General features: G+C 64.1%; 16 protein-coding genes. 8 read left to right on the top strand and 8 right to left on the bottom strand.

What is annotated here, in order from left to right; genetic code table 11:
* The first annotated feature begins 97 nt into the window (after window positions 1-97).
* The 4 genes from U0023_RS00130 to U0023_RS00145 all read left to right on the top strand — a co-directional run bounded on the left by U0023_RS00130 (window position 98) and on the right by U0023_RS00145 (window position 5,259).
* Entirely contained in the window at window positions 98-760 is a 663-nt protein-coding gene (locus U0023_RS00130; RefSeq protein ID WP_009764401.1) for a Crp/Fnr family transcriptional regulator, read from the top strand.
* A 147-nt stretch (window positions 761-907) separates the two neighbouring features.
* A complete protein-coding gene (locus tag U0023_RS00135) occupies window positions 908-1,948 on the top strand; it encodes a Fe(3+) ABC transporter substrate-binding protein (protein WP_009764400.1) in 1,041 nt (346 codons plus the stop codon).
* A gap of 162 nt (window positions 1,949-2,110) precedes the next feature.
* The gene (locus U0023_RS00140) at window positions 2,111-3,766 is read left to right on the top strand and encodes an ABC transporter permease (RefSeq protein WP_009764399.1); all 1,656 of its coding nucleotides are present in this window, start codon (window positions 2,111-2,113) and stop codon (window positions 3,764-3,766) included.
* A gap of 356 nt (window positions 3,767-4,122) precedes the next feature.
* On the top strand, window positions 4,123-5,259 hold the full coding sequence (locus U0023_RS00145; RefSeq protein ID WP_009764398.1) for a DJ-1/PfpI family protein: 1,137 nt from the start codon (window positions 4,123-4,125) through the stop codon (window positions 5,257-5,259).
* A gap of 22 nt (window positions 5,260-5,281) precedes the next feature.
* Here the strand turns inward: U0023_RS00145 and U0023_RS00150 are convergent, their stop codons facing one another.
* The 3 genes from U0023_RS00150 to U0023_RS00160 all read right to left on the bottom strand — a co-directional run bounded on the left by U0023_RS00150 (window position 5,282) and on the right by U0023_RS00160 (window position 7,387).
* Window positions 5,282-5,872, bottom strand: a complete 591-nt coding sequence (locus U0023_RS00150; protein WP_009764397.1) for a cysteine hydrolase family protein — start codon at window positions 5,870-5,872, stop codon at window positions 5,282-5,284.
* Between the two features lie 124 nt (window positions 5,873-5,996).
* Window positions 5,997-6,677: a 3-oxoacid CoA-transferase subunit B gene (locus tag U0023_RS00155; RefSeq protein WP_009764396.1), complete on the bottom strand. Its 681-nt coding sequence runs from the start codon at window positions 6,675-6,677 to the stop codon at window positions 5,997-5,999.
* Window positions 6,677-7,387 (bottom strand): CoA transferase subunit A, encoded by a 711-nt coding sequence (locus U0023_RS00160; protein WP_009764395.1) that lies wholly within the window; start codon window positions 7,385-7,387, stop codon window positions 6,677-6,679. Before U0023_RS00160 ends, U0023_RS00155 begins: the two co-directional genes overlap by 1 nt.
* Window positions 7,388-7,634: 247 nt before the next feature.
* On the opposite strand from U0023_RS00160, the gene U0023_RS00165 reads away from it, so the two are divergent.
* Window positions 7,635-9,446, top strand: a complete 1,812-nt coding sequence (locus U0023_RS00165; RefSeq protein WP_009764394.1) for an AsmA family protein — start codon at window positions 7,635-7,637, stop codon at window positions 9,444-9,446.
* Here the strand turns inward: U0023_RS00165 and U0023_RS00170 are convergent.
* From U0023_RS00170 to U0023_RS00180, 3 genes are read right to left on the bottom strand one after another with little or no spacing between them, the layout of a single operon-like run.
* Complete coding sequence (locus tag U0023_RS00170; RefSeq protein ID WP_009764393.1) at window positions 9,440-10,234, bottom strand: ABC transporter permease; 795 nt, start codon at window positions 10,232-10,234, stop codon at window positions 9,440-9,442. The two genes, U0023_RS00165 and U0023_RS00170, sit on opposite strands and share 7 nt — an antisense overlap.
* Window positions 10,231-11,136 carry an ABC transporter permease gene (locus U0023_RS00175; RefSeq protein WP_009764392.1) on the bottom strand — a complete coding sequence of 302 codons (906 nt, stop codon included), beginning with the start codon at window positions 11,134-11,136 and terminating at the stop codon, window positions 10,231-10,233. Before U0023_RS00175 ends, U0023_RS00170 begins: the two co-directional genes overlap by 4 nt.
* A 4-nt stretch (window positions 11,137-11,140) precedes the next feature.
* A complete protein-coding gene (locus tag U0023_RS00180; RefSeq protein WP_040638769.1) occupies window positions 11,141-12,310 on the bottom strand; it encodes an ABC transporter ATP-binding protein in 1,170 nt (389 codons plus the stop codon).
* Between the two features lie 229 nt (window positions 12,311-12,539).
* Here U0023_RS00180 and U0023_RS00185 point away from each other — a divergent pair, with 229 nt between their 5' ends.
* From U0023_RS00185 to U0023_RS00195, 3 genes are all read left to right on the top strand, one after another.
* Entirely contained in the window at window positions 12,540-12,971 is a 432-nt protein-coding gene (locus tag U0023_RS00185) for a MarR family winged helix-turn-helix transcriptional regulator (protein ID WP_009764390.1), read from the top strand.
* 143 nt (window positions 12,972-13,114) lie between these two features.
* Complete coding sequence (locus U0023_RS00190; RefSeq protein WP_040639176.1) at window positions 13,115-14,683, top strand: efflux MFS transporter permease; 1,569 nt, start codon at window positions 13,115-13,117, stop codon at window positions 14,681-14,683.
* Between the two features lie 7 nt (window positions 14,684-14,690).
* On the top strand, window positions 14,691-15,806 hold the full coding sequence (locus tag U0023_RS00195) for an HlyD family secretion protein (protein ID WP_009764388.1): 1,116 nt from the start codon (window positions 14,691-14,693) through the stop codon (window positions 15,804-15,806).
* Between the two features lie 432 nt (window positions 15,807-16,238).
* Here the strand turns inward: U0023_RS00195 and U0023_RS00200 are convergent, their stop codons facing one another.
* Window positions 16,239-17,837, bottom strand: coding sequence for a DHA2 family efflux MFS transporter permease subunit (locus U0023_RS00200; protein WP_040638767.1), 1,599 nt, complete (start codon window positions 17,835-17,837; stop codon window positions 16,239-16,241).
* Between the two features lie 18 nt (window positions 17,838-17,855).
* Window positions 17,856-19,052 carry an HlyD family secretion protein gene (locus U0023_RS00205; protein ID WP_009764387.1) on the bottom strand — a complete coding sequence of 399 codons (1,197 nt, stop codon included), beginning with the start codon at window positions 19,050-19,052 and terminating at the stop codon, window positions 17,856-17,858.
* Between the last annotated feature and the right edge of the window lie 176 nt (window positions 19,053-19,228).

A 19,228-nucleotide genomic window follows, 5' to 3' on the forward strand; every position in this document is an offset into this window, starting at 1 on the left:
TAAGAGCCCTCGCTCCTGCGCCAATGCGTAGCTGGCGCGAATTCCTATCCTGATGGTATATGCCGTTACGATGAATCGGAAGGCGGGATGAGGGTTCATGACTTGGTTTGAGGCAATCGGCTGGTTCGGCGCAGTCCTCGCTGTCACGGGCAGCGCGATGAAGACCATCATCCCGCTGCGCTGCATCGGGATCGGCGCCAATATCTGCTCCCTGATCTTCTCGTCGTTCACCGGGAACTATCCGAGCATCGTCGTCAACTTGATCCTGCTGCCGCTGAACAGCGTCCGGCTCTACCAGATGCTTGGTCTGATCAAGCGCGTGAAGCAGGCTTCCAAAAGCGACCTGTCCATGGAATGGCTCAAGCCCTTCATGACCCGCCGCAAGACCACGTCCGGCGAAGTGCTTTTCGCCAAGGGCGATAGCGCCAACTGCATGTACTTCACGATTTCCGGTCGCTACCGCCTGAAGGAAATCGACATCGAGCTTCTTCAGGGGCAGGTCGTCGGCGAGATGGGCTTCATGTCGCCGCGCAACACGCGCTCCCAGACGCTCGAATGTATAGAGGCGGGCGAAGTGCTGAGCATCTCCTATGACGAGGTGCGCCAGCTTTATTTCCAGAACCCGGAATTCGGCTTCTACTTCCTGCGGCTTGCGAGCGAGCGCCTGTTCTCGAACATGGAGAAGATGGAAGAGGAGATCACCCGCCTGCGGGCCGAGCTGCCGGGTGTGGGATCGGTCCAGAAGGCTGCATCAGCTTAGAATGCCTATAAGGAAGCGGCAGTTTAGAATTCTTATAAGTTATTGAAATCACTTGATTTTCAGTTGACCTGACCCCTCTATCATGGTTCTTGCAACGCCAACACGGCCGGCTGAGTGCCGGCCCTGGCATGGTTGCTGGAGGAATTCATGAAGGTGAACGTTTCGTTTGCGCGCGGGCTGCTTTTCGGCACCGCGGCTCTCGGCATGCTGGCAGGATCGAGCCTCGCGGCCTCCGCCGAGGAGGTGCTGAACATCTACACCACCCGCGAACCCGGCCTCATCAAGCCCGTTCTCGACGAGTTCACTAAGGAGACCGGCATCCGGGTCAACACGATCTTCATCGCCAACGGCCTCGAAGAGCGCATTCGCGCCGAGGGCCAGAACAGCCCGGCCGACCTGATCATCACCGTCGATATCGGCCGCCTCGCGGCCGCCAAGGATTACGGCGTGACGCAGCCGGTGAAGTCGGAAGCGCTCGAAAAGGTCATCCCGGCGGCTTATCGGGATCCGGAAGGCCACTGGTTCGGCATCGCCCTGCGCGGCCGCGTCGTCTATGCGTCCAAGGAGCGTGTGAAGCAGGATAAGATCACCTACGAGGAGCTTGCAGACCCCAAGTGGAAGGGCAAGGTCTGCATCCGCTCGGGCCAGCATCTCTACAACATCAGCCTGATCGCCGCCATGATCGCCCACAAGGGCGAGGCGAAGGCCGAGGAATGGCTCAAGGGCGTGAAGGCCAACCTCGCCAAGAAGCCTTCGGGAGGCGACCGCGAACAGGCCAAGGACATCCTCGCCGGAGTCTGCGACGTCGCCATCGGCAACACCTACTACGTCTCGCTCATGCTCAACGGCACCGATCCCGAGCAGAAGAAGTGGGGCGAGGCGATCAACGTGATCCTCCCGACCTTCGAGGGCGGCGGCACGCATGTGAACGTCTCGGGTCTGGCGCTGACGAAGAACGCGCCGAACAAGGCGAACGCGGTGAAGTTCATGGAATACATGGTCTCCGACGCATCCCAGGAGATCCATGCGGAGGCCAATTCCGAATATCCGATCAAGGCCGGGATCAAGGTCCACCCGACCATCGCGTCCTTCGGCGAGCTCAAGGCCGACAACATCCCGATCGCCGAGATCGCGAAGCTGCGCAAGAAGGCCAGCGAGTTGGTCGACAAGGTCGGTTTCGACCAATAAGACACGGGGCAGCATGTTCAGCCGCCCTCTCCTGCCCCCAAGAGGCGCTGCCGGTAACGGCGGCGCCATTTCCATTCAACCGTGATTGCAGAAACCCAGACGGCATTCGGATTTTCGTCCCGGCGAAAGGCAAGGCGCCTTCCATGGTGGCTTTCGGCCGCCGTGGCGGCCATCGCCCTCGTCGTCCTTCTGCCGCTTGCGGCGCTGATCGAGATCGCCGCCGAAGGCGATGCGGAGATCTGGCCTCATCTCATCGCGAATGTTCTGCCGGCAAGCACATTCGACACTCTGGCGCTGCTCGCGGGGATCGGCCTCGTGGCGGGCTCGATGGGCATCACGGCGGCCTGGCTCGTCACGGCGCACCGCTTCCCGGGCCGAAGCATCCTGGTGTGGCTGCTGCCGCTGCCGCTCGCCGTTCCGACCTACATCACGGCTTATATCTACGTCGAAGTCTTCGATTCCGCCGGCCTCGTCCAGATGGCCCTTCGCGGCATCATGGGCTGGAAGTCGCGAGGCGATTACTGGTTTCCTGAAATACGCTCGCTTCCCGGCTGCATCCTGGTGATGTCGGCGGTGCTCTATCCCTACATCTACATCGCCGCGCGGGCGATGTTCCTGACGCAGAGCGCCAGCATGCTGGAGGTGGCACGGACCCTCGGCGCAAGCCGCATCAAGCTGTTCCGCATCATCGCCCTTCCCCTCGCCCGCCCGGCCCTCGCCGTAGGCGTCTCGCTCGCTCTCCTCGAAGCCCTGAACGACATCGGCGCGAGCGAATATCTCGGCGTGCGGACGCTCACCGTCTCCGTTTACAACACCTGGCTCAACCGTGGCAGCCTGCCGGGCGCGGCGCAGATCGCCTGCGTGATGCTGGCCTTCGTGATCGGCCTGATCCTGATCGAGCGCTATGGCCGCCGGGACCGGCGCTATGCCGCGTCGCCCAAGCGACACCGCACGGTGCATCCGGTTCCGCTCTTCGGGATCCGCGGCTGGATCGCGACCGTTCTCTGCACCGTTCCGGTCCTCCTGGGCTTCATTATCCCGACGGCCTTTCTGCTGCGTGAGACCCTGCGCGGCGGCCTGTTCAATCAGCTCGACGCGGAGTTCCTCGCCCACTTCATGACGACCATCGGCCTGTCGGTCGTGGCGACCTCGACGGTCCTGATCCTCGCCGTCGTGCTCGTCTCGGCCGCCCGCCTGTCGAAGAATTCTCTGACCAAGGGCTCGCTCTTCATCGCGGGCCTGGGCTATGCCCTGCCCGGCACCGTCCTGGCGCTCGGGCTGATGGTGCCCCTCGTGGGAATCGACAACCTGATCGGAACCCTCTGGCGCAGCCTCACCGGCGAGCGCATCGGTCTCCTTCTCATGGGTGCCGCCGGCGGTATCGTCATCGCTTACGTGATCCGTTTCCTGTCGATCGCCACCGGCTCCCTGTCGGCCGGGCTGGACCGGGTATCGCCGAGCCTCGAAGACGCCGCGCGGACGCTGGGTGCCTCGCGCCGGGAAATGGTCTGGGCGATTCAGATCCCGCTCATGCGACCGGCCCTGGCCAGCGCCGCCCTGCTCATCTTCGTGGACTGCATCAAGGAACTGCCGGCGACCCTCCTGCTGCGGCCCCTCAATACGGAAACGCTCTCGACGCTCGTCTACACCTATGCCTCGCGGGGCCGCTTCGAGGATGGGTCTCTCGCAGCCCTGGTCATCGTCCTCGTCGGCCTTCTTCCGGTTATCCAGCTCGTGCGCACCGCCGAGGCGCGGCCGCGAGTGGCTGAGAGCGCAGGCAGCTCCGCGTCGGCTTTGCCGGCCGTTGATAAGCCATGACCTAAGCCCTCATCCTGTGGGGATTGCGTCGGCAATCCATCTCGAAGGGCAAAAGCATCACTAGCGCACGTCGAATCCGCCTTCGGCACCCCGCTTCTATGCCCCTTGCGATGAAACGACGTCATTAGGAATCTGCCTCTAAGGAGCTATCGCCTTTCGGTCAGGTGGACCGCCGCAGGGGCGCGACTTAGGATGCGGTGCGGCAGATCAGAGCATTGGACCCAAAAGTGAGCTTGCACCTTTGGGATCCCGTCCGATGCCTCGGTCCTTGTAGAGCACATCGTCAGGCGCGGACCGGGAGAACCGCTCGAGCGACCCACAGGGCCGCAGGATGCGCTCATCGGAGTGCGAGTAGCATGAGGAAGCGCCTATTCTGGTGGAGCAGTTTCGGCGTCGCCGCACTTCTCGTAACGATTGGCGCGACCTGGCTTTTCTCCCTGCCTCCTGCACCGGATATCGGCGCGGCGCCGCCGATTGGGAAGGAAGAATCCGATGCCCTGCTGGCAGCCCTGAAGCCGCCGAAGCGCCAGCGTCCCCTTGTCGCCATCCTCGGCCTCAACGACGCGACCGAAACCACCGATTATCTCATGCCTTATGGCATCCTCAGGCGCGCCGACGTGGCCGATGTGGTGGCGCTGGCGACGGAGTCCGGCCCGGTGACGCTGTATCCGGCCTTCAAGATCGTGCCCGACATGACGGTGGCGGATTTCGATGCCGAGCATCCGGACGGTGCCGACTACGTCATCGTTCCCGCCATGAGCCGCGACGATGATCCCGCCGTCCTGCAGTGGCTCAAGAGACAAGCCGACAAGGGCGCGATGATCGTCGGCATCTGCGCCGGCGCCAAGATCGTCGGCGAGGCCGGGCTGCTCGATGGCAAGAAGGCGACGACGCACTGGTACTACGTCGACGAACTGCGCAGGGCGCATCCCGCCATCCACTACGTCGCAGACCGGCGGATGGTCGTCGACAAGGGCGTTGCGACGACGACGGGGATCAGCGCCTCCATGCCGATGGCTCTCACCTTGATCGAGGCGATTGCGGGCCGAAACAAGGCCGAGGCGGTCGCCCGCGATATCGGCCTTGCCGGATGGGACGCAAGTCACCGGAGTGATGCTTTCTCGTTCACGCAACCTTTCGCCCTGACGCTCATCGCCAATGCCCTCGCCTTCTGGAACCGCGAGCAGCTCGGCATCGACCTTCGCCCCGGCGCCGACGAGGTGTCGCTGGCCCTTGTGGCGGATGCCTGGTCGAGGACCTACCGGTCCCAAGCCGTGACCTTCGCCCGGACGGAAGGCGCGCTGGAAAGCCGCAACCGCATCCGCATCATTCCCGACAAGGTTGCCACGAGCTGGTCGGCAGAGCATCTCCTGCCGGCGATCGGAAGTCAGCGACCGGCTCATGCCTTGGATCAGGCGCTCCAGGGCATTGCGGCTCGTTACGGGAACCCAACGGCCGATCTCGTGGCCATGCAGCTCGAATACAGACGCTGAGGCACCCGACTTGGCCCGCCCGTCACGAGGGCCATTGATCGAGCAGCACCTCGCTGCTGACCGTCTCGACCTGGTAGCTGAAGCGCTTCGTGTAGAGCGTCAGGAGGGAATCGTGCCCCTCGTCGGACGAGCTGCACACGCCGTCGGTGACGATTACGACGCGCAGCCCCAAATCGACGGCGCCGAGCACGGTGGCGAGAACGCACATGTCGGTCTCGGAGCCGGTGATCAGCAGGGTATCGATGCCGCGCTCATGCACGAGGTCGCGCAGCTTGTGCCCGGCGAAGGCGGAATAGACCGGCTTGTCGAGGACCACAGCAGGCGGCACAAGCCTCTGCAGCGAGGGCATCAGGTCCAGCATTCGCGGTTCGAGGTGCTCCCGGGTGACCTCGCGCCATTGCTCGTAGTAGCCGCGCCATGTCCCAGGCATGTCCTCGGGTCGGAACGGGGGAATGAAACGGGTGAAAACCGTTCGATCCGGAGCCCGCTCGGCAATCCGTGTGACCGTTGGCAGGACGCGTTCCATCCACGGGGTCGGCCATGGCCCGTCCGATGAGAAGAGGCGCTGCATGTCGATGCACAGGTGGAGCGTGGCAGGACCGAGAGGCGTCATAACCTTAGAGTGCAAGTGGACGATGCCGGGCCAACGGGCCCGCGTTGGCTCCGGTTCCCTCGAAAAGCATACGGGCCCCGAGGATGCCTCGGGGCCCGTATGAAACGTCCGTCGAACGCGACGATCAGGCCGCGTTGGACTGACCGCCGTTGAGAGCGACCTTGAAGTCGGCCTGAGTCTTGGCCTTGATCTCGTCCACCGTCACGCCGTCGGCGAGCTCGATCAGGGTCATGCCGGTGCCACCCTTCTTGTCGATGGAGAAGACGCCGAGATCGGTGATCACCAGATCCACCACCCCTTGGCCCGTCAGCGGCAAGTTGCACGCCGTCAGGAGCTTCGGGTCCTCCGAGCCGTCTTTGGCCTTCGCCACGTGCTCCATGACCACCACGACGCGCTTGACGCCTGCCACCAAGTCCATGGCGCCCCCCATGCCCTTCACCATCTTGCCGGGGATCATCCAGTTGGCGAGATCGCCGTTCTCGGCCACCTGCATGGCGCCCAGGATCGACAGGTCGATATGGCCGCCGCGGATCATTCCGAAGCTGTCGGCCGACGAAAAATAGCTCGTCGTCGGCAGCTCGGTGATCGTCTGCTTGCCGGCGTTGATGAGGTCCGCGTCCTCCTCGCCCTCGAATGGGAACGGGCCCATGCCGAGCATGCCGTTCTCCGACTGGAGCTGCACGCGCATGCCCTTGGGGATGAAGTTCGACACCAGCGTCGGGATGCCGATGCCGAGATTCACGTAGAAGCCGTCGCGCAGCTCCTTAGCCGCACGGGCGGCCATCTGTTCACGGGTCCAGGCCATCAAACGGTCTCCTCACGCTTGCGGGTGGTGCGTTGCTCGATATGTTTGACCGGGTTGGGCACATGCACCATGCGCTTCACGAAGATGCCCGGGGTATGGATGCAGTCCGGATCGATCTCGCCGGCCGGCACCAGATGCTCGACCTCGGCGATGGTCAGGCGCGAGGCCGTGGCCATCATCGGATTGAAGTTGCGGGCGGTCTTGCGGTAGACGAGGTTGCCCTCCGTATCCCCCTTGAAGGCGTGCACGATGGAGATGTCGGCGAACAGTCCCGTCTCCATGACGTATTTCTCGCCGTTGAACTCGCGCACCTCCTTGCCCTCGGCGATCAGGGTGCCCACGCCCGTCTTGGTATAGAAGGCCGGGATGCCCGCGCCGCCGGCGCGGATGCGCTCGGCAAGCGTTCCTTGAGGGTTGAATTCCAGCTCCAGCTCACCGGAGAGGTACTGCTGGGCAAAGAGCTTGTTCTCGCCCACGTAGGAGGAGATCATCTTGCGGATCTGGCGGGTTTCGAGCAGGCGGCCGAGGCCGATGCCGTCCACGCCCGCGTTGTTGGAGATGAAAGTCAGGCCCTTCGCCCCCGAATCACGGATCGCCTCGATCAGAGTCTCCGGAATGCCGCACAGGCCGAAGCCGCCGGCCATGATGGTCATGCCATCCTTGACCGCCCCGGCCAGCGCTGCCCGCGCGTCGCTGTAAACCTTGTCCATCAAAACCTCTCCCCATGGGCATGTTCATGCTCGTTAGAAGCGCCCGAACAATAAACCTCGGGAGCGGCCTGCGGCGCTTTTGCCGCAGGCCGCTCGGCTGCGAATGGCGGCACCCTGCAACTTGGCCTCAATTTAGACAATCCCTTCCTATGGATATATGGAAACGATCCAAGATATCAGCCTTGCCTGAGGACATCTCCTCATGGTCGCTTGCTAGGCAGGGCTCAAGGTTTACAACACTCGTCCCATGTCCCGCCGCATAGTCCTACTCATTGCGCTGATTTCGCTTGCCGTTCTCGGGACGGCCGCCTCCCCCTGGACATTGCCCGGCGGCGGCCTGTCGGCTGAGCTGACGCAGCACGTGAAGGAGAAATACGGCCTCGACCTGACGGTCAGGGGCCGCAGCACCTTCGCCGTGCTCCCCATTCCGAGAGTCAAGTTCGAGGATGTGACGCTGCAGTTCCCAGACCAAGCTCTCAAGGCCGAAGGTGGGATCCTGAGGGGAGAGCTTCGTCTTCTGCCCCTTCTCCTTGGACGGATCGAGCTCTCGGATTTCGACCTGACCGAGAGTCGCATCACCGCATCGCTTCAGGCGCTCCAATCGGTCAAATGGGCCGAGGCCTTCAAGGACCGGTCGAGCGAGACCTATGCCCGGCGCCTGATCGTGAGCAAATCCACCCTGCGCTGGACCGACCTGACGGAAGCCAACCTCGACCGGCTCAACCTCGTCGTCCGTTGGGCGGACGCGGCCGAACCCATGACCCTGTCCGGGTCCGCCCTCTGGCGAGACGAGGTGGTCTCTCTCGAGAGTGCCTCCGTCTTCCCCGACCTCCTGGTCTCGGACCGGATCAGTCCCTTCGCCCTGAATCTTTCGACACATTCCGCCCGGGTCACGGCCGAGGGCGAGGCGCAGCTCGGCGTGTCTCCTCGGATCACGGGACAAAGCACCGTCAAGGCCAAGTCCGTGCGCGATTTCACCCGCTGGAGCGGCGTGGAACTGCCCTTCGGGCCGCTGCTGCGCGGCGTTACCCTCGCCGGCGACTTCTCGATGGACCGCCGTCGCCTGTCCTGGCCGGCCGTCTCGGTGACGCTGGGCGAGGACAAGCTGGAGGGGACCATCGGCGTGCGCTTCGACACGGAGCGCCCGGTGATCACCGGTACCCTTGCGGCCGACACGCTCAATCTGTCCGACCTGTTCGCGCCGTTCTCCCAGGCCCGGACCTCCTCCGGCGCCTGGAGCGAGGAGAGCATCGACCTGACCCGGACCACCGGCACCGATCTCGACCTGCGCCTCTCGGCCGCGAGCGCCAATCTCGGCCGCCTCAGCCTCGACGACATGGCGGCGAGCGTTCTCGTGCAGCCCGGTCGGATCGAGGCCTCGATCGGCCGGGCCGGGTTCCAGGACGGCAGCCTGAAAGGCCGTCTGTCGCTGGTGAAGCAGGACGGTCAGGTCGAATTGAGGAGCCAGGGGACCTTTTCCGGTGTGAAGATCGCCCCCTTCCTGGTCGCCATGGGAGAGCCGCGCTGGATCACCGGCCTGGCCTCCGGGCAATTCAGCTTCGAGGGAACGGGCAAGAACCCCGCGGACGTGATCCGCGAGGCCCAGGGCCGCTCCTCCATCGAGGTCACGGACGGGGAGATCGTCGGCATCGCCCTCGATGACGCCCTACGCCGGGTGGACAAGCGCCCGCTTCTCGCGTCCCTCAACTGGAAAGGCGGCCGGACGCCCTTCGACAAGGCGCAGGCGCAGATCCTGATCAAGAGCGGCGTCGGTGAAATCGCTGAAGCCCATCTGAAAGGCCCCACCGTCCAGGCGGACCTTCAAGGCCAGGTGCTGCTGGTGGATCGCACCCTCAGCATGACGGCGAATGTCTCGCCGGCAGGCGCCCCTCCGGGCCAATCGCCCGCTCTCGTGTTCAACGTCGTCGGCGACTGGGACAACGTGGCCGTCTCCCCGCAGGTCCGTTCCCTCATCGAACGCTCCGGCGCAGCCAAGCCCCTCTTCCCCTCGGACCGCGTTCCCGCCAACGAACAGCGTCCTCAGGCGATCGCTCAATGAGCCTTGCGCATGGCTGAGCGCTTGCTGAGCAGGGTCGCGGCGATCACGCCCAGCGTCACGATGCCGATCAGGATCGTGGAGGCCGCGTTCACCTCCGGCGAGAGCCCGAGCCGCACCTGACTGTAGATCTTGATCGGAAGGGTCGTCGCGCCGGGTCCGGCGTTGAAGCTCGCGATCACTAGGTCGTCCATGGACAGGGTGAGGGCGAGGAGGAAGCCCGCTACGATGGACGGGGCGATGAGCGGCAGGGTCACGGAGAAGAACGTCCGCAAGGGCGGCGCGCCGAGATCCATGGCCGCCTCCTCGAGCGAACGATCAAAGGTCATGAGACGTGACTGCACCACTACCGTGACGAAGCACATGGTGAGCGTGGTGTGGGCGAGCGTGATCGTCCAGAAGCCGCGATCCAGGTCGACGGCGACGAAGAACAGGAGCAGCGACAGGCCGGTGATGACCTCCGGCATGACCATCGGGGCATAGACCATGCCGGTGAACAGCGTCCGGCCGGGAAAGCGTCCGTAGCGGGTCAGGGCGAGCGCCGCGAGGGTCCCGAGGATCGTCGCCAGCGTCGCCGAGAGAAGCGCGATCCGCAGGGTGACCCAGGCCGCCTCCATGAGAGCCTGGTTGCGGAAGAGCGCGCCGTACCATTGGGTCGAGAAGCCTCCCCAGACGGTCACGAGGCGGGATGCGTTGAAGGAATAGATCACCAGCAGCAGGATCGGCAGATACAGGAAGGCGAAGCCGATCACGAGGGAGGTGACGTTGAAGAGGCTCAGACGCCGGTTCATGGCCTTGCCTCCACGCGCCTTGCCTCGACATCGCGGTAGATCACGATGGGCACCACGAGAATGATGAGGAGCAGGATCGCCACCGCCGAAGCCAGCGGCCAGTCGCGGTTGGAGAAGAACTCGCTCCAGAGCTGCCGGCCGATCATCAGGGTCTCCGAGCCGCCGAGCAGATCGGGAATGACGAACTCGCCGACCGCCGGGATGAAGCACAGGAGCGAACCCGCGACGATGCCCGGCATAGCGAGCGGCACGGTGATGGTCCAGAACGACCGCCAGGGCGGCGAGCCGAGATCGAGAGCCGCCTCGAGCAGCGTGTCGTCCATCTTCTCCAGGGTCGCGTAGAGCGGCAGCACCATGAAGGGCAGATAGGCATAAACGATGCCGATATAGACCGCCGTTTCCGTATTGAGGATGTCGAGAGGCTCGGTGATCAGGCCAAGGCCCATGAGCGCCTGCGTGAGCAGCCCTTCAGGCTTCAGGATCGCCACCCAGGCATAGATGCGGATGAGAAAGCTCGTCCAGAACGGCAGGATGACGAGCGCCACCAGCAGGGACCGGTAGCGCTCGGGCGCGCGGGCCATGCCGTAGGCGATAGGGAATCCAACGAGCAGGAGCAGCACCGTCGAGATCGCCGCGATGCGCACGGACGAGAGGGTCGCGCGGAGGTAGAGGTCGTCCTGCGTCAGGAGCTCGAAATTCTCGAAATCCAGTCCGCTGAAGAAGCCGGCAATGTCACTCCAGTCGAAGACCGGCTTGTAGGGCGGCTGGGCTACGGCCGGATCCGACAGGCTGATCTTAAGAACGATCAGGAACGGCACGAGGAAGAACACGCCGAGCCAGAGATACGGCACGGCCGGCACGAGACCGGTCATCAGGCGTCGTGCGAAGGGGCGCTCCGTCATGGCTCTATTCCGCCAGGATCACGGCCGCATCCGGCGCGAAGGTGACATAGACCTGCTCGTCCCAGTCGATCGGGTTCTCGACGAAGCGGGACGCGTTGGCGCGGCTGACCCGCAGGATCTCGCCGGTGGCGAGCTTGACGCGATAGACTGTCCAGTCGCCGAGATAGCCGATGTCCCATACCTCCCCGGTGAGGACGTTGAGCGCATCGGAGCGCGGCGGATCGCGCTGGATCACCATCTTCTCGGGCCGCACGGCAATCGCCACCGCCTGGCCTGAATGCAGAACTTCGTCCGGGTCGTCGATGGTGAGCGGCACCTGGGCCGAGGCGGTCTGCACGCGCCAGAGGCCGTTTTCCTGCCCCTGCACATGGCCTTCCAGGATGTTCACGTCGCCGACGAATTCGGCGATGAAGCGGGTCTTGGGCTGTTCGTAGATCTCGCCCGGCGTCGCCACCTGGGCGATCCGGCCATGATCCATCACGGCGATCCGGTCGGCCATGGTCATGGCCTCTTCCTGGTCGTGCGTGACCACCACGAAGGTCATGCCGAGCTCATGCTGGATATCCATCAGCTCGAACTGGGTCTCTTCGCGCAGCTTCTTGTCCAGGGCCCCGAGGGGCTCGTCGAGGAGCAGCACCTTCGGCTTCTTGGCCAGCGCCCGAGCGAGCGCCACGCGCTGGCGCTGGCCGCCGGAGAGCTGGCTCGGATAGCGCCGGGCGAGCTTTTCCAGCTGGACGAGGCGCAGCATCTCTCCGACGCGCTCGGCGATCTGGTTCTTCGGCATGCCGTCCTGCTTCAGGCCGAAGGCGATGTTCTTCTCCACGCTCATGTGGGGAAAGAGCGCATAGGACTGGAACATCATGTTCACGGGCCGGCGATAGGGCGGCACCCCGGCGAGGCTCTGATGGCCCAGGGTGATCGTGCCCTCGCTCGGCGTCTCGAAGCCCGCGAGCATGCGCATGAGGGTGGTCTTGCCGCAGCCGGACGGACCGAGCAGGCAGAAGAACTCGCCTTCGAAGATGTTCAGGGAGAGATGGTCCACCGCCACCGCATCTCCGAACCGCTTCGTGACGTTGTCGAAGCGGATGAGCGGCTTGGCATCGGGATTGGACCAGGGCGCAAAGGCGCGGCGCACTGCGCCGACGGAGGTGGATTGGCGAGACGGAGGAGGCAAGATGGTGCGACTTCGACCTTGAACGAGGAAACGAGCGGGCAAGCTATGATGTTCGTCTCGCAAGAACAACAATTTAAACGGCGTTAATCACCGCATCCAGGGCGGCGTTTGCCGCAACCCTGCCCTGCCGGACCGATGCGGCCCGTCGCCTTGCATCCAATTCGGGAAAGGAGTAGCAAGCCCTCATATTATTAGCACCCTAACAATACACCCACTAGGCTCCAAAGTCATGACTCCTGCCAAGGCGGCATTCTCCGAGGAACTCTGGAAGATCAGCCGCAAGATGCGCACTCTGTTCGATGCCCGTGTCCGGGCCCAGGGGCTGACCCTGCCGCGGGCCCGCGCTCTGATCTTCCTCGGCAAGAAGGAGGGCATGACGCAGACCGAGCTGGCAGATGCGCTCGAGATCGAGGGGCCGACCCTGGTCCCGCTTCTCGACAGCCTGGAAAAGCAGGGACTGATCGAACGGCGGCCGGTCGACGGCGACCGGCGGGCGAAGCAGATCGCCCTGACCGCAGCGGGACAGGAGCAGGCGACCCATATGGACCTGCTCGTGAAGGAATTCCGCAGCGACGTGCTCAAGGATATAAGCGAGGATGATCTCAGGGTCGCCATTCGCGTCTGCGAGGCCATGGGCCGGAACATCGAAGCCTCAAGCTGATTGACGTTCCTTCCATGACCGCAGAATCTCACATCCGCTCGTCCGTGAACGAGCGCTCCGATGTCACCGGCTCCGAGATCGAGACCCCTTCCGAGCCGCCGGTGCAGCAGGCGCCGCCGCCCCCTCCGGCGGCGCCTGTTCCCATGCCCTGGCCCAGGGCGGCCCTGTACATGCTGGCCTCCCTGCTCCTGTCTCTCACCCAGGGACTGGGGATGAACCTCGCCGCCGCGAACCTGCCCCAGCTTCAGGGTCCGCTCGGCGCCACCACCAATGAAGTAACCTGGCTGATAGCCGCGTATATGGCACCGAACGTCAGCCTCTCGCTGATCCTGGTGAAGGTCAGGGCCCAGTACGGCCTTCGCAATTTCGCGGAGCTGAGCATTCTCCTGTTCGTGCTCGTGATGCTGCTGCACATCTTCGTGCGGGATCTGCAATCGGCGATGATCGTACGCTTCTTCAGCGGCATCGCGGCCTCCCCGATCTCGACTCTCGCCTTTCTCTACATGCTGGAACCCCTCCCGCCGGAGAAGAAGCTCACTGTCGGTCAGCCCCTCGTTCTCACCAACATCGCGCTCGGCGCTCCCCTGGCCCGCCTGATTTCGCCCGATCTTCTCATGATGGGCGATTGGCACGGCCTGTATCTCTTCGAGATCGCACTGGCCATGATGGCCTTCGCGGCCGTGTATCTTCTGCCCCTCACGCCGCCGCCGCGGGCCAAGGTCATCCATTGGCTCGACGTGGTCAGCTATCTCTTCATCGCCGTCGGCTTCGGGCTCATCGCCATGGTGTTCGCCTTGGGGCGTGTCTATTGGTGGTTCGAGGCGCCGTGGCTCGGAGTGATGCTCGCCGTCGGCCTCGCCTCGCTCACCTGCACGATCCTGATCGAGCTCAACCGGGAAAACCCGTTTCTCGACATCCGCTGGCTCACCAGCAAGGAGATCCTTCATCTCGCCGGCACGCTCCTGGTCTTCCGTCTCCTCATGTCGGAGCAGACCGCCGGCGCCTTCGCGTTCTTCCAGGCCCTGGGCCTGCAGAACGACCAGATGACGACCCTCTCGTTGGTGGTCATCGGCGCATCCATCGCCGGAGGCTTGGCCTATATCCTCCTGGTCAAGCCCGGACGGGAGAACGCTGCGCAGATGGTCGCGCTCGGCCTCCTCATGGTCGGCGCCTTCATGGACAGCAACGCGACGAACCTGACCAGGCCCGAGCAGATGTATGTCAGCCAAGCGCTCATCGCCGTGGCCGGAGTTCTGTTCCTGCCGCCTGCCATGGCGACCGGGCTGGCGCTGGCCCTGAAGCGAGGACCGACCTTCATCCTGAACTTCATCGTCATCTTCCTGACGACGCAGAGTCTCGGCGGCGTGATCGGCTCGGCCCTCGTCGGCACGTTCATTACCTGGCGGACGCGTTTCCATCTTCAGGACATCGTCGATCATCTTGTCTCGACCGATCCGCTCGTCACGCAGCGCATCGCGCAGCTCGCGGGAGCCTATGGCCGTGTGCTCACGGACCGGTCCCTGCTCAATGCGGAAGGTGTGGTGCTCCTCGGCCAGCAGGTGACTCGCGAGGCCACGGTGCTCGCCTATAACGACGCCTTCCTGGCCATCTCCCTCTTCGCCGCCTTCGCCCTCGCGGCGATGATTCTGCACCTCGCCCTCCGTGCGATCCGCAAAAGCATTTCACCTGAACCGCAACCGGCCGCCAGTTAGCACTCTCATGAGCAAGCTCCCCCGTTATACGACCACCATCCTCGCCGCGATCATCGGGATCGCCGGTGCCGCCCTCGTGCTCTATGCATGGCGGCTTCCGCCCTTTACCAGTTCGGTTCAGACCACCGACAATGCCTATGTTCGCGGTCAGATCACGATCATCGCGCCCCAGCTCGCAGGCTATGTGGCCGAGGTCGCCGTTCAGGACTTTCAGCATGTGAAACCGGGGCAGCTTCTCGTGAAGATCGACGACCGCATCTTCGCCCAGAAGCTCAAGCAGGCGAAGGCCACCTTGGCAAGCCAGCAGGCGGCCCTGACCAATTCCGAGCAGAAGGAGCGCTCGGACCGCGCGCGCATCGAATCGAGCCAAGCACAGGTCGACAGCGCCAAAGCCGTTCTGAGCGCGGCGGAAGCGAGCTGGAACAGGATCGCGCCGCTTCTGGAGCGGGGCGTCGCAACGCAGAGCCAGGCTGATCAGGCACGCGCCTCGCTCGACCAAGCGACCGCCTCTCTGCATCAGGCGGAGGCCGCCCTCACCGTCTCCCAGCAGGATCTCGCTTCCACGCTCGTCAATCGGCAATCCCTCGAAGCTGCCGTGCAGGGCGCCGAAGCGGCTGTGCGCCTCGCGGAGATCGATCTGCAGAACACCCGGATCGTCGCGCCCGAGGAAGGACAGCTCGGCGAAGTCGGCGCGCGCCTCGGTCAGTACGTGGCTGCTGGCACCCAACTGCTGACAATCGTTCCGGAGCGGATCTGGGTGATCGCCAACTTCAAGGAAACCCAGCTGCCGGGGATGAAAGTCGGCCAACCGGTAACCTTTACGGTCGACGCGCTCGAGCATGCCACGCTGAAAGGCCAGATCGAGCGTTTCTCACCGGCCGCGGGTTCCGAGTTCAGCGTGATCAGGACGGACAACGCCACCGGCAACTTCACCAAAGTGGCGCAGCGGGTGCCGGTCCGCATCGCCATCGCGCCGGGACAATCGCTGGCGGAGCGTCTCGCACCCGGCATGTCCGTGGTGGTCAGCGTGGACACTGCCTCCCGCCCGTCGGATCTCCCGGCCACGGGACCAGGCGCGCAACCTCAGAGCTCGAACGTGGCGTCGGAGGCGGACCGGCGGTAGCGCCGTGGCATGAAGCGCGGCCAAGGCAGGCCAGCCGCAAGATCGCTGGGCCGATCTCTCCCTCGCAGTGCGTGGCTCAGGAAGGCTCCCCTTCCCGTCATGGCTGGCCTTTGTGCCGGCCATCTCATTTCCGTGCAGCCTCGCGCCTTTCCAATCGGGATCACCGGAACAAGGCCGGTGACGACACCGAGACTGCGGAATTCATCCACACGCTCTGCATCATGGATCCGTTGCTTGCCGTTCAGGCCGACCGGCACCATCCGCATGCATGGACCGAGCCACACCCATGTGTCGCTGCACCCGCCCGTTATCCTGCGCCACGCCTGCCGATCCTTAAGAAGGCCATCTATGATCTGCTGCGCAAGTGCAGCTTGAAGTGGCAAGCAAGAAAAAAGCCCGGCACGAGGCCGGGCTGAAGTTTTGGAGGTTAGCTCAGTGACCGCCGCCGCCACCTGCGGGAGCGGCTCGGGGTTTCTTGATGAAGGGCAGTGCGAAGATCAGTCCGAGGAACAGCACCGTCAGCAGAAGGAACACGTCCGAGAAGGACATGACCATCGCCTCGCGGCGAACCATGTTGGACAGGTTCTTGATCGCAGCCGCTTCCGCGTCGATGCCGTAAGACTGGAACTTCATGGTCATGGAGTTCAGCGTCTCAACCGCCGTCGAACGTCCCCAGTTCACGCTCTCGTGCAGCCGCTGGAGATGCAGATCCAGGCGGTTGTTGAGGATCGTGTTGATGAGCGCCAGCCCCACGGCACCACCCAGATTGCGGGTGAGGTTGTAGAGACCCGATGCGTTCTTGATGCGCTCCGGCGGCAAGGTGCCGAGCGCGATGTTGTTGATCGGGACCATGCAGATCATGAGACCGACGCCACGGAAGATCTGGGGCACGAAGAGCTCCCAGAAATCCCAGTCCTTGGTCAGCCCGCTCATCATCCACGTGCCGAAGGCGAAGGCCGCGAAGCCGATGCCCATCATGATTCGTGGATCCATCTTGCGCGACAGGAAGCCCGCCACCGGCGCCATGAAGAACATGGTCGCGCCCGACACGAACATCGTCTCGCCGATCTGCAGGGACGAATAACCGCGCACGCGGCCGAGATAGACCGGATAGAGATAGGTCAGCCCGTAGAGGCCGATGCCCATGACGAAGCTGAAGGACGAGCCCGCCAGGAAGTTGCGGTCGGCGAAGGCGCGCAGGTCCACGATGGGCTGCTTGGCCGTGAAGGCGCGATAGAAGAACCCGATGGCTCCGATGGTGCCGACGATGGCGAGGATCAGAACCGCCTCGTCCTGGAACCACTCGTTGTTCGGCCCCTCCTCCAGCACATATTCGAGGCTGCCGAGGAAAGCCGCCATGAAGCCGAGACCCGCCCAGTCGAATGATTTGAACAGGCCGAGATTAGGCTCGTCGAAATCGACCAGGAGGTAGGTGGAGATCGTCACGAAGATGCCGGGCACGATGTTCACGAGGAACAGCCAGTGCCAGGAGAACAGGTCCGTGAGGTAGCCGCCGAGCGTCGGGCCGATGGTCGGCGCGAGCGTGGCTACGAGGCCGATGATCGGCGAGATCACGGGCCGCTTTTCCGGCGGGAAGACGGTGAAGGCCGACGCGAACACGGTCGGAATCATGCCGCCGCCGATGAAGCCCTGCAGCGCGCGATAGACGATCATCTGATCGATGTTGGAGGCCGTCGCGCACAGGAAGCTCATGATCGTGAAGCCCCCTGCGGAAATGACGAACATCCAGCGGGTGGAAAGCACGCGCGAGAGCGTTCCCGAGAGCGGGATCATGATCACTTCGGCGATCAGATAGCTCGTCTGCACCCAGGAGATCTCATCCGACGACGCGGAGAGGCCCGCCTGGATCTCGGCGAGCGAGGCCGACACGATCTGGATGTCCAGGATCGCCATGAACATGCCGAAGACCATGCAGAAGAATGCAAAGGTCCTGCGCCGGCTCACCTGCGCAGGCTTTGCAGCCGGCATGATCGCCTTGGATGCGCTCGGAATGGCAGCTGAAGCGGCCATGATGGGTCGATCTTTCTCTTACTCTTTGATGCTGGCCGTCTTTTCAGACTGGGCCGCGGTGCGCGTGTCGACGTCGACCACCACCGAGAGGCCGGGACGCAGCAGGCCCTGCTGGGCGACCTCGGGGCTGACGGTCACGCGGACGGGGACGCGCTGAACGATCTTGGTGAAGTTGCCAGTGGCGTTTTCCGGCGGCAGCAGGCTGAACACCGCACCGGATGCGGGCGACACGCTCTCGACCTTGCCGACGATGTCGGAATCGGGGAACGCATCGACCTTCACATGTACGGTCTGGCCGGGCTTCAGCGAGGCGAGCTGCGTCTCCTTGAAGTTGGCATCCACGTGGACGCTGGTCAGAGGCACGAGGGCCGCCAGACGGGCGCCGGGCTGCACATAGGTGCCGACCTCGACGGCCTTGTTGCCGATGACGCCGTCGACCGGCGCGCGGATCTCGGTGAAGGACAGGTCCCGCTCCGCCTTGTCGACAGCGGTCTGGTACTCGGCGGCAAGGCGCTCGCCCTCGGTCCGCTGGGCCGCCAGGACCTCGACATTCGCTTGGGCGGCCGCCACCGCGGCCTGGGCGCTCTTCACGTCGGCATTGGCGCGATCACGCGCGGCCTTGGCATTCTCGAGCGAGGCGCGGCTGGTGAAGTCCGAGCGGGCGAGCTGCTGCTGGCGGGCATAATCGCTCTCGGCGCGCTCGGCCTCGGCCTGCGCGCTGACCACCTGGGCCTCGGCCTGCGCCACGGAGGCGCGGCCGGCCTCGATCTGGCGGCCGATGCGCGCGATGGCGCTCTGCTGGGTGGCGAACTTGTCCTTGGCGGATTGCAGGGCGAGGCGATAGTCGCCGTCGTCGATCTTGGCGATCAGGTCGCCCGCCTTGACGTTCTGGTTGTTCGTGACCGCGACGGACGCGACGTAACCGGAGATCTTGGCCGACAGGATCGTGATGTCGGCCTGAACATAGGCGTCATCGGTCGAAACCATGAAGCGCCCGTCGGTCCACCAATGGTAGCCCTCGTACCCGCCGAAGCCCAGGGCGGCCGCCAGAACGGCCAGGATGATCGGTTTCTTGCCGAAACCCTTCTTCTTGGCCTTGGGCGGTTCCGCGACGGGGGCAGCCGTCTCCGGCTGGGGAGCCTGAACGGGCTGCCCTTCCCTCGCCGTCTCCGGGCGCTCCTTGGCACCCTGCTCAAACTCTTCCCGATAAGCCATGTGAACCTCTGCAAGCCAACTTAAAGCCCTTGAGTCGAAAAGGTTCGGGCTTATCGTTGCAGTCTTGATCTCTATCGATCGTCCGCCATATATGAGTTGACCGAACCGTTCGGTCAATAGGCAAGACCCAAAAGGAACCAATAGAAGCTATGAGCGCCGCGCATGACCGCCTCCGG

Source organism: Microvirga lotononidis, from assembly GCF_034627025.1.
Taxonomy (GTDB): domain Bacteria; phylum Pseudomonadota; class Alphaproteobacteria; order Rhizobiales; family Beijerinckiaceae; genus Microvirga; species Microvirga lotononidis.

Bases quoted from the DNA above. Each gene is read 5' to 3' on its own strand.
- U0023_RS00130 (WP_009764401.1), top strand. From the start codon at position 98: ATGACTTGGTTTGAGGCAATCGGCTGGTTCGGCGCAGTCCTCGCTGTC.
- U0023_RS00135 (WP_009764400.1), top strand. From the start codon at position 908: ATGAAGGTGAACGTTTCGTTTGCGCGCGGGCTGCTTTTCGGCACCGCG.
- U0023_RS00145 (WP_009764398.1), top strand. From the start codon at position 4,123: ATGAGGAAGCGCCTATTCTGGTGGAGCAGTTTCGGCGTCGCCGCACTT.
- U0023_RS00150 (WP_009764397.1), bottom strand. From the start codon at position 5,872: ATGACGCCTCTCGGTCCTGCCACGCTCCACCTGTGCATCGACATGCAG.
- U0023_RS00155 (WP_009764396.1), bottom strand. From the start codon at position 6,677: ATGGCCTGGACCCGTGAACAGATGGCCGCCCGTGCGGCTAAGGAGCTG.
- U0023_RS00160 (WP_009764395.1), bottom strand. From the start codon at position 7,387: ATGGACAAGGTTTACAGCGACGCGCGGGCAGCGCTGGCCGGGGCGGTC.
- U0023_RS00165 (WP_009764394.1), top strand. From the start codon at position 7,635: ATGTCCCGCCGCATAGTCCTACTCATTGCGCTGATTTCGCTTGCCGTT.
- U0023_RS00170 (WP_009764393.1), bottom strand. From the start codon at position 10,234: ATGAACCGGCGTCTGAGCCTCTTCAACGTCACCTCCCTCGTGATCGGC.
- U0023_RS00175 (WP_009764392.1), bottom strand. From the start codon at position 11,136: ATGACGGAGCGCCCCTTCGCACGACGCCTGATGACCGGTCTCGTGCCG.
- U0023_RS00185 (WP_009764390.1), top strand. From the start codon at position 12,540: ATGACTCCTGCCAAGGCGGCATTCTCCGAGGAACTCTGGAAGATCAGC.
- U0023_RS00190 (WP_040639176.1), top strand. From the start codon at position 13,115: ATGCCCTGGCCCAGGGCGGCCCTGTACATGCTGGCCTCCCTGCTCCTG.
- U0023_RS00195 (WP_009764388.1), top strand. From the start codon at position 14,691: ATGAGCAAGCTCCCCCGTTATACGACCACCATCCTCGCCGCGATCATC.
- U0023_RS00200 (WP_040638767.1), bottom strand. From the start codon at position 17,837: ATGGCCGCTTCAGCTGCCATTCCGAGCGCATCCAAGGCGATCATGCCG.
- U0023_RS00205 (WP_009764387.1), bottom strand. From the start codon at position 19,052: ATGGCTTATCGGGAAGAGTTTGAGCAGGGTGCCAAGGAGCGCCCGGAG.